This is a genomic window from Bradyrhizobium sp. Ken51, assembly GCF_055807435.1.
The window spans coordinates 1-12,019 of sequence record NZ_JBVVPB010000067.1; the positions used below are offsets into that span (position 1 = coordinate 1).

Annotated in this window: 10 protein-coding genes and 1 pseudogene; 9 read left to right on the plus strand and 2 right to left on the minus strand. The window is 57.9% G+C overall.

Annotated elements, in window-relative coordinates; genetic code table 11:
- Window positions 1–158: pseudogene (locus AC0L27_RS40015) on the plus strand (LabA-like NYN domain-containing protein); the annotation flags it as partial.
- 142 nt (window positions 159–300) lie between these two features.
- Window positions 301–633 carry a hypothetical protein gene (locus AC0L27_RS40020; protein WP_275169721.1) on the plus strand — a complete coding sequence of 111 codons (333 nt, stop codon included), beginning with the start codon at window positions 301–303 and terminating at the stop codon, window positions 631–633.
- Window positions 634–900: 267 nt separating this feature from the next.
- Here the strand turns inward: AC0L27_RS40020 and AC0L27_RS40025 are convergent, their stop codons facing one another.
- On the minus strand, window positions 901–1,038 hold the full coding sequence (locus AC0L27_RS40025) for a hypothetical protein (protein ID WP_342761033.1): 138 nt from the start codon (window positions 1,036–1,038) through the stop codon (window positions 901–903).
- 258 nt (window positions 1,039–1,296) lie between these two features.
- On the opposite strand from AC0L27_RS40025, the gene AC0L27_RS40030 reads away from it, so the two are divergent.
- The 7 genes from AC0L27_RS40030 to AC0L27_RS40060 all read left to right on the plus strand — a co-directional run bounded on the left by AC0L27_RS40030 (window position 1,297) and on the right by AC0L27_RS40060 (window position 10,647).
- Entirely contained in the window at window positions 1,297–1,533 is a 237-nt protein-coding gene (locus AC0L27_RS40030; protein WP_275169719.1) for a PilZ domain-containing protein, read from the plus strand.
- 2,288 nt (window positions 1,534–3,821) lie between these two features.
- Window positions 3,822–4,061 carry a hypothetical protein gene (locus tag AC0L27_RS40035; protein WP_275169718.1) on the plus strand — a complete coding sequence of 80 codons (240 nt, stop codon included), beginning with the start codon at window positions 3,822–3,824 and terminating at the stop codon, window positions 4,059–4,061.
- Between the two features lie 328 nt (window positions 4,062–4,389).
- On the plus strand, window positions 4,390–5,103 hold the full coding sequence (locus tag AC0L27_RS40040) for an FkbM family methyltransferase (RefSeq protein ID WP_473323517.1): 714 nt from the start codon (window positions 4,390–4,392) through the stop codon (window positions 5,101–5,103).
- An 820-nt stretch (window positions 5,104–5,923) separates the two neighbouring features.
- On the plus strand, window positions 5,924–6,394 hold the full coding sequence (locus tag AC0L27_RS40045) for a CC0125/CC1285 family lipoprotein (protein ID WP_275169716.1): 471 nt from the start codon (window positions 5,924–5,926) through the stop codon (window positions 6,392–6,394).
- Between the two features lie 405 nt (window positions 6,395–6,799).
- The gene (locus tag AC0L27_RS40050) at window positions 6,800–8,311 is read left to right on the plus strand and encodes a tetratricopeptide repeat protein (RefSeq protein WP_275169715.1); all 1,512 of its coding nucleotides are present in this window, start codon (window positions 6,800–6,802) and stop codon (window positions 8,309–8,311) included.
- Between the two features lie 301 nt (window positions 8,312–8,612).
- Window positions 8,613–9,299 (plus strand): GDSL-type esterase/lipase family protein, encoded by a 687-nt coding sequence (locus tag AC0L27_RS40055; RefSeq protein ID WP_473323519.1) that lies wholly within the window; start codon window positions 8,613–8,615, stop codon window positions 9,297–9,299.
- Window positions 9,300–10,260: 961 nt separating this feature from the next.
- The gene (locus AC0L27_RS40060) at window positions 10,261–10,647 is read left to right on the plus strand and encodes a hypothetical protein (RefSeq protein ID WP_473323521.1); all 387 of its coding nucleotides are present in this window, start codon (window positions 10,261–10,263) and stop codon (window positions 10,645–10,647) included.
- A gap of 1,012 nt (window positions 10,648–11,659) precedes the next feature.
- On the opposite strand, the gene AC0L27_RS40065 is transcribed toward AC0L27_RS40060, so the two are convergent.
- Window positions 11,660–12,019 (minus strand): hypothetical protein (locus AC0L27_RS40065; RefSeq protein WP_473323523.1); only part of this gene is annotated, 360 nt, incomplete at its 5' end.

Genomic DNA, 12,019 nt, shown 5'->3' on the forward strand with positions numbered 1-12,019 from the left:
AGCTGCGCCGCCAGGCCGACGTCTTCACCGACCTCGTCGAGCTGCAGTCCAAGCTCGGCCGCGACCCGTCCGAACGCTCCGCCCTGCGCGATCGCGATGCGCGTGGACACATGCCAAAATTCTTGCAGGAACCGAAGGGAAACGACCCACAAGACTAGACCCTGAAGGCGGCGCCCGCATTCCACCAGTGCGGATGGGCCGTTAGCATTTGTCACTTGAGATATTGGCGACTGCTCGATGTCGCTTGCATGAAACGGGCGGCATCCGGCATCATGTTTTTGCTGGCGAAGCGAACCTGCTGTGGCTCTGAAGAACCCCGACGCCATTGCCGTCATCGTGACCGCCCTCCGGCTTTCTCACGGCGACGAAGCTGCACGAGCCATGCTGGTCGGCGGCATGAGCCTGGCCGCGCTGATAGAGACGATGTTCTCCGCACCGATCGGGCGACGCGATGCCGTTCACAACATCACACGCGCGTTGGACGACTTCGCAATTTCGCCGGAGCTCGGTCCGGTCTGGCACCTTCGCTACGTTTACGAAAGTCATGGGTCGTTTCGCGTCGTCGATATGGAGATTGCGACGCCAACCGGCACACTGTCCAGTAAAGACGTCTGGCTTCGTCTGCCGGTCTAGCTACCTCGCCACCTCTGCAATGTGACCAGTACTGTCCACGATTAGCGAGCGCGCGGTGCCTTCCTTGACGGCCTTGTAGGTCTTTATCTTTCCGGCTGGTAGTTCCTGGATATGCGAATAGCCGGCGGCGCGAAGCTTAGATCATCTCCTCCGACGTCAGGCTGAGCGCGGACGAGGATCCCCAAACCAGTGCGAGGCAGCCGTGATGAAAGATCGCAGCACTTGCCCTCGCTTGCGCGCTCGCCGCCACCGGGTTGGCCCGCTAGCCTAATTGGCCTCAGACCCGAAAAACGCCTCCAGCCCCGTGTCTATCGCCGCGATGTCTCGCTCTATCTGGGCAATCGCCAACCTGCAATCAAAGCTCTCCCAGGCTTTCAGGTCGACCGCCAGGCGCTGGCGGTGCATCCTTAGATCCTCAAGCGACTGGCGGTCTCTCAGTCTCGCGTAACTCCCACAACCTAAGGACCTCATTTTAGCTAATTTTTAGATTAAATTCTATTTAAAAAGCGGATTTAATGTAACAGTCCAATTTAATGTGGTATTTATTTAAGCCACGCCGGGTTGGATCGGCTACCGAGATTCTAACGAACTCTTTTGAAGCAGCAGGTGCGACGACAATCGACGTGCGCTCTGCGGGGCGAACCCTTTTCTCGGAGAAAAGCTATGGAGCAGAACAGTTCTCATTCGACACGCAACCCAAAGTCCGGCTCAATCAGCTTCGGCCGTTCAAAAGCAAATTGCTTGATCCGCAGCATCTCTGTATACGGTGCCGCCCTTGATATTGCAGGAAATGAAAAGATTCCCGACGAATTCGCGCTGACTGTCATTCCGGACGGTGACCCACGTCGCTGTTCAGTCGTCTGGCGTAAAGAAAAACGTATCGCCGTCGCATTCTATTGATACGCCGCCAACTCATGCGGATGCAGGATTCAGCAGCGGCAAGCCGCCTCAATTTGCAACCTCGAGCGCTCGTTAGCCAACGCGTATTTTGCCAAGGGCAAGGCGCCGCCAGCCTACGTATGCGCGATTACGGACTCGCGGCCCGACGCGTCGTTGTCCGGTAAGACGCGCCGGGCCTGACCATTCCCTGCTTTCCCCGTAAGGTTTGGCTGACCCAGCATAGAGCGATTCTACAAGCGACTTATACGTCTTCGTCTCTGTGCACCGCTCCTCTCGGTTCGGAGCAAAAGTCCCATGTCTCGGGCCACACGTTAACGGACGCAATATACCTTCCAAGCTCGGTTGCGATTTCACCCGCGGTCGAGCCAAACGTTGGTTTGCGGTTTCGCACGCGCCAAGCTCCGGGTTCGCAGGGGAGATTAGCAAAATCGTTCCGCTCTTGGAACGAAATGCCCACTGCATGGACTTCTGTTCTACCGAATTTGTATTTTGCAAACGAGACGAAGCTAGGCCAGAATTTTCCTCACCGGGGCTGGTTGCATATTTCACTTGGTCCTTTGAACCCGGCTTCATTTGACCACGCGAGGGCCGCGGCGATTTAACCTCCCGCTGCGGCCTTCGCCATATGGCGGCAAGCGTGAACCGGTGGGTCTCCGAAGATGGCCGTTCGACAAAGCGCCTGGTCAGTTTTGCTTCCCATGCATACAGGCGATCACGAACTGCCGCTTTGCGCGACCTTGTCCCTTTCCCTTCCGCCCGCACTCGAATAACCACGTTCGGTAGCGAGCCGCTGGCGCTTTCCAATTTCTGAGGGTTGCGAGGCGTGCCCTGCTGAGCCTGTACAGCGCCTCCGACCAAAGCCAGAGCAATGGAAGCAAATAAATTCGGCCTAATCATTCTGCGCGCTCTCTACCTGCAGTTGATCAAATCACTAATAGTGGCCCTGCCTCGGCAATCGCTCTCAATGTTTGCCCGGCGGCTTCATTTTCGCTCGTCGGCTCAGGGGACACCTGGCAGGTCGGCGGAGCCTCAAGCGACTTTTCCCCTACCTACGACGCGCAGTAGCTCGCGCGCGCCTCGACCTACTAGGAATCGATAATTTGTGAGGTACTTACGATGCCGCTTTGATGGCGGCATGCACGCTCGCCGTCGATACACAAAAATGGGCCGGTCACTATCCGCCCCGCAGCCCCGCTGAATGGCTGGCTGACGGCCATGTGACCTGCAGCATCCAGTGCCTGAACGGCCGCTGCGATCGCAGGGTCGACGTGCGGCTCGACACACTCCCGCAAGATCAGCCTTGGTCGCGCGTCGGCTTGCGCATGGTCTGCTCAGCATGCGGCGCCGCAGGATCTGTGCATATCGTCCCGAACTGGCATGACAGTCGCGGGCAAGTCAGGCCAAGCATGGGCGCTTGAGGTTTTGATTCCAGCGATGAAGCACGTTACCGAACGCCCTTTTGCCGATCCACAAGCCGCAGCCCGCAAGCTGCTCGAGCTCGCCGGGCATAGAGCCAGTCCAGGACGGCCGTATCCACATCGAGAAGATCAACTACCCTTTCCTCTCCACGCTCAAGGGAAGCGGCGCGGAGTTCGGCGCCGGCGTCAGGTGCGCTGTCGAAAAGGGCTAGCTCGAGCTGCATGAGAGCGGCACCTATGTGCGGCTGCTGACGCCCGGGCAGAACCTCTTAGCGTTAGGAACCGGCCCAGGCACAGTCTGCTTGAGTCCGCGCTGGCTCGCGCCCAATGGAGCCGGCGGAGCGGCCCCGGCCCATCCTTCCAGCCCCACTGAAGCCGGGGCCGTCTCTGAGCCGGGCGGCCTTGCCTTACTCCTCAAGGGCGGAGCTCGGAGAGGGTCCGCCCGAGCCCCTATCAAGCGCAACAGCGTCCTCCCTCTAGGACCGCTCGGTATGCTCACAAACTTAAATCACGCGACGGCTTGAATGGTCTGTGCACTTCAGTCATGGGGATTAGGCCGCCCACTGAGGCGGCCTTACTCTTTGGTCTCGGTCTAAGTCTGCGCGCCGCATTGGCACTTGAACATTCGCACGATTTTACCGTTTTGCGGGTTTAGCATCTTCAACACGGAGCCGGGCTTCCTGCCACACTCGCCGCAGGGCCTCACCGGGCTAGGGTCAAAGCTCGAAAGCACTTCGTTCTTAAAATCGCGGTCCACTACTATCACCAAACCATTGAGCGAGTCTAAGTGCCATATTGTACACTTGTTCCAACGGTTTCCAACGATGACCCCAGACGAATACTCTCAAACGGGCGGAGCGATACTGGAAGGTGCTGGAAACGGCCAAGAACGCCTTCACGCGCCACCATCTTGAAACGATGGAACGGAGCTACCGGACCTTGGCTCAGCGGACGCTGCGCAAATCGGGGCGCCTCGCGGAGGCCTTGGACAGGCTGGAAGGCCGCCAGCCCGAACCGGCGGGCCTGAGATTGTTGCGCGGAAGCATCAAGCTCCGACGGTTGCTTAAAAAATCTATTCCTTCATGGGGTGGCACGCTCTTTGCCAATTGAACCTCCCAGAGCATGGAGGCGTGCATCGATGGGACAGCGACAGCGTATCTTACGACGCCCGAAGCCCAGTTTGACACATATCGCCCGCGAGCTAGTGAAATTGCTGGACGAGATCGAGGAGCTCGATGAGCTGAGAGAAAGGGTCCGGCTCGCAGAGGCCAGTCGGGTCTTGCATTAGGGCTCTCGCCGCTTCCGGAAAGGGATCACCCGTCCCCCGCTCGGCGAGCTCCGTTCGCGGTCGCGGTTGCTCCACCGGGGTCGCGGTGGCAGGATGCGCTCTCTTGTTGCGACAAGCTGTGGCTCAGTCGAAACATGGAGGGCGCGCCGGATGCTTGCCCCGAACGAGCCGTTAGGATGGCTCCTGCGGTTGCCATTGCAGATCGTCTCGCCAACCGCTGTGGCGCGAATCCTGATGGGACCGAACCGTGGCCTGAAATGGGTTGTCGGGGCTGGTAATCATAGTTGCTGGCTCGGCACATACGAACGCGTCATCGCAAAATCGATCGCTGCACGGGTGAAACCGGGAATGACGGTATTCGACGTCGGTGCGCACGCAGGATACTACACGCTGATGCTCTCTCGGCTTGTTGGGCATCATGGCCGGGTGTTTGCCTTCGAAGCTAATCCGGAAAATGCAAAGAAGCTTCGCCGGCACCTGCACATCAACCGCGTCAAAAACGTCGATCTGATCGAAGCCGCCGTCTCCGACCAAAGCGGGATGGCCTTCTTCGAGATCAATGCGCACCTCGGGAAATACGGCTACATGGGGACGCTCGCCGAAACGGGAATCCCTGTTCAGACCGTTGTGCTGGACGACTTTCCTGTCCCGGATCTAATCAAAATGGATATAGAAGGAGCCGAAACACGCGCGTTCGTTGGAGCCTCCCGTCTGCTCTCAGAGCAGAGAACGGCGATCTTCCTCGCACTGCATGATCAAACTCTCGCAGAAGCGCCCGCCATTCTCAAACGCCACAACTTCCTGCTGCAGCCAATCGCGGAGCGAGAGATGTGGGCCATGCCCGCGAGAGCTCCAGATAAATAGTTGCGCTGCGGAAGGGCGCTCCTGGGGTCCGCCGATGCTCTTGTTCATCCTTGGTGGATGGGATTTTGGGTCGCGGGCGGCTTTAAGCGGGCGGCTCGAACCCCACTAATGCTAATGCAGCCCTTTTTCGGGCGCCCTGGCGCGACTTATCGCTCGCCGCCACCCGTAAATTTCCCAATATCGCTCGCATCGAGCTCATTCGATCATTTCGGAATGAGATCGTCTAAGCCAAAGGAATGGACTGAGGCTGAGCGAAGGCGGCTTGCGTGGCTCGCGCGTCGCCGTGTCGTGTCGGAGATAGCGGCGCTACTCGGTCGGCATGCCGGCTCCGTGAGGAGAATGGCACGCGCAATGGGCCTTATTCTGAAAAAATAAACTTGCCAACCTTCTAGCCTCATCCCTCGCACTAGCTCTCCGGTCCATTAGCTCCTGAGCTGCGGCGGGTCCCAAGGTCGAAGCCGCTAATCCACCGTTTTACAACCTGGGAAAACTGCCCCTGGGGAAGACGACAGCATTTCCGAATCACCTGGACGTGCTCGCCACGTTGGACCGTTGCGGAGTGCGGGCGTGAGCCAGTTCTTGTCCGTATTGCTGTTAGCACTGGCTCCGACGTTGACCGTCTGCTTCGGCGTTGCGGCATGGCGCCAGTCCTCGGGCAAAGACACCGACATCACTGCCACTATTCCGCATCAGGAAAACGGTTGGCGAGCGAGGCCGAGCAACTGACGTCTTAGCTGGCGTCCGTATTTTTACCGATTCAGCGACCGTCGCATTGATCTCTCCCCCTAGTTGCGCTTGGATAGCGCCAACGGGGGCGAGAATGCGTTGGATTGCGATCGCCGGGCTATGCCTGGCGCTGGGCGGCTGCGGCACGAAATATCAAGAAATGGGATTTTCAGGCGGCGTCGCCGCGCAGCAGATGACTGCGGACACATGGCGCATTCAGTCGCGAGGCAATGCCTATACGAACTCGGCCACCGTGCAGGACTACGTTCTGTTGAAGGCCGCGGAAACTACTCAAGCCGCCGGCGGCACGCACTTCCAGATTATCAGCGCAGCCGACGCAAGTCGGGCCTCGACAATCGTGACTCCCGGGACGAGCAACACTACGTTTGTGGGCAATCAAGCTTTCACGACCACCTCGCCGGGCAGCGTCGACACAGTGATCAAGCCGGGACAGGACGTCTATGTACGCGTGCTGAAGCTGACTCCTGGTCCGCCGCCTCAAGGCGTCTATTCTGCCCAGGAAATTATCCAGTTCGTCGGCTCTCGGGTCGAGCGCCCAAATTGATGTCGAAGCAACGATGCGCAAAACATTCTGCGCGACCCTATTCAGCGCGTCTGCATTCGCGGCTTGTGGTGACAATGGTGGTCCGGGCTATCGCAATCAGACTGGGAAGTGCGTGGGCTGGGAGGCGCTCGCACGTCAATGTGGGAACGCACCCCAACTGCCAGCTCCCATCTCTACGCCTTAGCCGCGAATTTCTGGAGTCCGATAAGAGCCCTTAGCGGACTCCAGGAGAGCAACGCCCTACCCCTGCCGGAGTCGGCTTTTGGGCCCGAAGCGGACGTCCATTCCAACATCACCGCAACAACTTGTAAGGGCCGTGAACCTAGTCAGCAACCTTGACCAACGCAAAGCCACAAAACTCTGCTAGGTTCGACCGTCCGGGCGTGTGGCCCGTGCGGGGAGGCAATGGTGACAGACTCTGAAGTCTCCAGCGACCGACCGAATAAACCAGCATCCGATGGTGACCCACTCAACAAAACGCCATCTGACGACGAACCTCCGGACCAATCGGCATCGACTCGCAACTTCAAGGGTCGCTTCCGGGTGCGAATGCAAATGATCGGCGGGGCGCTCGCTTCGATTGCGGCTATCGGTGCGATCGCGGGTGGCCTCGTCGGCTATTGGACTGTGTGGAAGACGCTCCGCACCGACGTGTTTCCGGACAAGCAACAGACGCAGAGGGAGGCCACTGCCCGGCCCGACATTGCTCCCCGCTTGTCACTTGTCATTCTGCCGTTCGCAAACGTCAGCAATGATCTGGAGCAGGACTATTTCGCCGATGGCATCACGACCGACCTGACGACCGACCTCGCGCAAATGCCCGGCGCGTTCGTTATCGGACGCGGAACGGCGTTTACATACAAGAACAAGCAGATCGACTTCAGGACGCTCGGCAAGGACCTTGGCATCCGCTGGGCGGTCCAGGGCGCGGTGCGGCGCAACGGCGATCAGGTTCGGGTCAACGTATCACTTACGGATATCGCGAGCGGTCGGGACGTCTGGTCCGATCGTTTCGACGGCGACCGTACGAACCTCGCCGCCTTACAGGACCAGATCACAGCGCGGCTCGCTCGCTCGCTTAACATTGAACTGATCCAAGCCGAAAGCCGTCGCAGCGAAGTGGACCGTTCGAGAAATCCCGACGCCACGGATTTCACGATGCGCGGCTGGGCAAAACTCTATGGGCCGCAGTCGAAGATCCAAAACGGTCAGGCAATGGACCTATTCGATAACGCGCTACGCCTCGATCCGGACAACGTTGAAGCCATTATTGGCAAAGCGCGGTGTCTGGCGGCTGGTGTGAACAATCGATGGTCTTCGTCCGTTGTTGAAGACAAAAAGCAAGCGATCTACCTCATCGACAGAGTTCTGTCCAAAACCCCGGCAAGCGCGAGTGCTCATACGACCAAGGGAACCATTCTTCTATTTGGACGTCCTGAGGAGGCATTGGCTGAATACGATGCGGCGCTTGAAATTGATCCAAATAATCCAGCTGCCTACGCTGCTAAAGCAATTGCACTCGTCGCCTCCGGGCGCGCGCGTGAAGCCTTCTCGCCGGTCCAGTTGGCTCTCCGTCTCAGTCCCAGAGATCCTTTTGCTTTCCAATGGCACTTCTGGCTCTGCCATGCACACTTGCACTTGCATCAATATGGAGAAGCCATCGAGGAATGCGGGCGCTCGGTCAATCTGAACAACTCGCACATGTACGCTTATGTAGATCTGACATCGGCTTATGGAGCCACGGGGCAATTGGAACAGGCAAAGCGGAGCTTGACTGAATTGAACAAGCTGCGGCCAAACTTCACGGTCCACTGGTACCGTGATCTTGTTTACTCAATGTCAACGAACCCGCTGTTTCGTCGAGAGATCGACGACATTCTCGATGGGCTGAGGAAGGGAGGGGTTCGGGAGCAATAAGAAGCAGGGCTATTCGCTTGCTGACGTCGGCCTCTTACATCTCGAATGTCACTGATTGGCCCTTAGCCGAAGGTCAATTGAGCGCGTGTCATGTCGGCTGTCAGGGGCAAACCGGACGTCGATCCCACTTGGCGTCCACCGCTGGTTTTGACCCAAAGCGGCCCATCAGGTGAGTCGCTTGTCTTACTTAATTTCAACCGTTTCTTTGGCGTCCTCCGTCCGTCGGGGGTACAAGACCAGAGCCGCTGGTCGCATTTAGAACTGAACGTGCAGACGCTTGCTCACCGACTAGGAGAGCACGATGGACTCGCAATCGGAAGGCCTCCGCGCTATGGTCTCTCGCCCTGCCATGATTGTTTCCACGGCAGTTTTCTTAGTGTTGTCTTGCCTGGCGAGCCAGAACTGTCGTGCCGAAGACAAGGCGGTCAGAATTGTCGTGCTTGGGGATTCTCACACTGCCGGTAGCGGTATCGCTGTTGGCTACCGCTTTACGGACCAACTTGAATTTGCATTGAGCGCCAAGGGAAAAGCAGTTGTAATTTTCAATGCCGGTGTTGTTCATGATACAGCTGCAAACGGCCTTGCCAGATTGGATCGAGCGGTCCCGGACGGGACCGATGCGGTAATTTTGCAGCTGGGCGGAACTGATATGTTGAGAGGCACCGATCCAAACGTCACTCGCGCAGCGCTCGCGGCGATTCTGCAAAACCTCCAATCCCGGCGAATTGTCGTCCTCCTTTGCGGAGCGCGACCTCACACCAACTTCGGGCATGAATACGAGAAAGCCTTTGCTGCGATGTTCGCCGGACTTGCCGGCGAGTACAATGTGCTGCTCTACGAAGCTTTTGACGACGCCTTTGTCGACGATCCTCAGCTTAAGGCTCTGGGCGGCCTGCATCCCAATCCGACTGGGCTCAAAGAGGTCGTCACGCGCATACTGCCCAAAGTCGAGGCTCTCATAGACCGCGTGAGCCTCGGAGACCGTTGATGCTCTAGTGCAGCTTCATTTCCGCTTCTGGGCCCTTAGCGGACATACTCATCAGCTGGTTCTGACATCCGATAACCGTCCTTAGCGGACACCAGGATTCCCGCACCGTGTGCTCACCCTGAGAGAGTGGACGAGGGCCGGGAAGCCACTCACTTTCAGCGAGATGCGCGAGACGGGTTTGCGCGACGTCCTGGTCTACTGCCTTGCGGCCACAACGTTGCACTCAGCGCCGATCGTTGGTTGGACGATGTTCGCCTGTCTGATATCGAGCCGCGTTTGGTATGCGCCGGATGCGGCAACCGAGGGGCTCAGGTCAGACCGGATTTTAGCACCGGCAAGCCGCCGCAGTTTGCGAGATCGAGCGCTCGTTAGAGGAACGAACGCGCAGAGGAAAAATTGGAGGTTTTGCTAGCTCTCTTCTTCCAGCTGGCGGAGCGGCCCCGGCATCAACCCTCAGGCCCCCACGCCGGGGTCGTCTCTCAGTGCGCCAGCTTCCGCTGAATTGCCACAATGTCCCGGTGCGTTCCGACCCCCACCCTTTCATCTGCCAAATGGCATAGGCGACCGCTAAATCAAACTGGCGCCGAGGCGGTACTGCAAAAAGCCGGCCTCAGATGTTGATCCCTGAGGCCGGAAGTTCTACGCGTCCGCTCCGAGACATCGCCCGGAGCTGGAGGCGAACGCACCCAGATTGCCGATTGTTCCCGATCCTCATGGACCTTAGAGCCGGCGCACTGATGCATGTTAAGCCTTCTGCCGATTGTGAAATTGATCATATTGCGAGCCAGAGATGCTGCGGTACGATCATCGCACCGGGGCTGGCCGCATATTTCACCTAGTCGTTTTTCACCCGGAATTTTTGACCGCGCGGGCCGCAGCAGCAGTCCTCCTGCTGCGGCCTTCGTGTTCACGGCTCTTAGTACCAATGACTTCGGCGTCCTGTGCCATTGGAGAAGGTATTATGTCCAAAGAGAAAAATTGCCTGATCGTTCGTGCTGCGGGAAGACAACTGGACCTGTTACGCGGCGAAGCCTCCCGCATCGCTAAAGGCAGCAACGTCGATTGGTGGATCGATCAGGCGGAGGTCGGCACTCGCTTCTGCTTCGAGGATACAAAAGCAAAAGAGGCATTCGTTCTCGTTTGTGACAACTTCAGTATTCCTGCCAAGACGCCTAGCCCAAAGCCGACTTTGCAAGCCCCCCGGCAGTGCGCCAGCAAGCGGCCTCAATTATTTTGCCAAGCGCATGGCGCCGCCAGCCTGCGTAATGCGCGATTACGCACTCGCGGCCCGACGCGTCCTTGTCCGGTAAGACGCGCCGGGCCTAACCATTCCCTGCTTTCCCCGTAAGGTTTGGCTGAGCCAGCATAGAGCGATTCTACAAGCGACTTATCCGTGTCTGTGCAATCCCCAGAACGCAATGAGCGGGAGGGCCATGGCCCCGACCCCAGCAACATGAGAACGGTTTCCAGCATGACGAATCAAGCTCCGGCTCGTGTGCAGGATAGCCGGGGACGAAATTCGCCTGATAGCCGCTCTGATGGTGGAGACGGGCCGCTGAGCATCTAGAATTTCTCTGACGATCTTTAGCCTCTTCATCGTCGGCAAAAAAAGAAGCCGCCGGCGGAAAGGCGCAATTGAGGGCACCTTTCTTATCTCTCTTAATGCCTAGTTGCGAGGAGTCTTGTCTTCTCGGTTGAGCAGGCCAAGCCGTCGCTCCAGCTCTTGCTTTTTGGCCACGAGCCTCACGGCAAGAACGTCATTTACGACCGCGTGGAGTTGCCACAGCTCTTCAACCGACATGCTCTCAAACGGCTTCCGTTCCATGAATCCCCCGACTCACGTGTTCCCACAGCTTGGGCTTACAAGCGGGAGCCGGCAACTCTTTGTCGGTTGAGCGCGGAAGGTTATCTACTGTGACGGCGTGTGCGCGATTTTTCGGAAGCTCGCCGACACGACCTCGACAGGTAGCGTCGCAACTCAGCTTGCATTAATCGGTGTCGCAACACGCCCAATTCGGCAATCTGATGTTCTAGAAATGCGAAACGTTGATGCAAGGCGATAGCGGCATACGGGATACGATCAGAAATACTCATCACGACCTCAAAATAATAAAGACCGCAAAAACATCTCGACAATCTGAGCAGTACGCCAGAAGACCGACACAATTGCAAGGCGAAGCCATTTCGCATTTGCACACAGCTGGCAAAGAAGTGGGCCGCGAGTTGAGGCTTTGGAGGAACGGAAAGGCGCGCGGGCATTTGAATTCGCACTAGCTCGCCCAAGCTGGCGGAGCGGCCCTCGGCCTGATCCCCAAAGGACCCTCCAAGCCGGGGCCGTGTCTCCTTCGATGAAGGAGTGTCTAGCTTTGCTCGATGTTTCGTGCGGCCAATTCCTGGTCCAGCTCCTCCAAGCGAACGAGTAGATTTTCAACGATCTCCATGCAGTCAGAATGCCTCAACGAGTGCACGCCACGCGCAGCCAGCTCGCGCTCCAATATTGCAGCCACTATGCTTTGGATGCTCACTAATCCCCCGGCAGGAAAACATTTGCGCCGCCAGATACGGCTCAACAAAGAATTGGGTTCACTCAGGGGAAAGGCCGCAGCGTGGTTCCAGCCCCACTGCGGCCATCCCGGGCAACTGCAAATAGCTTGGTACTCAAATCTCGCCGGTGTTCCGACAGTAGAACACCCCGTTCCGAAAATGGACTCCGTACAACT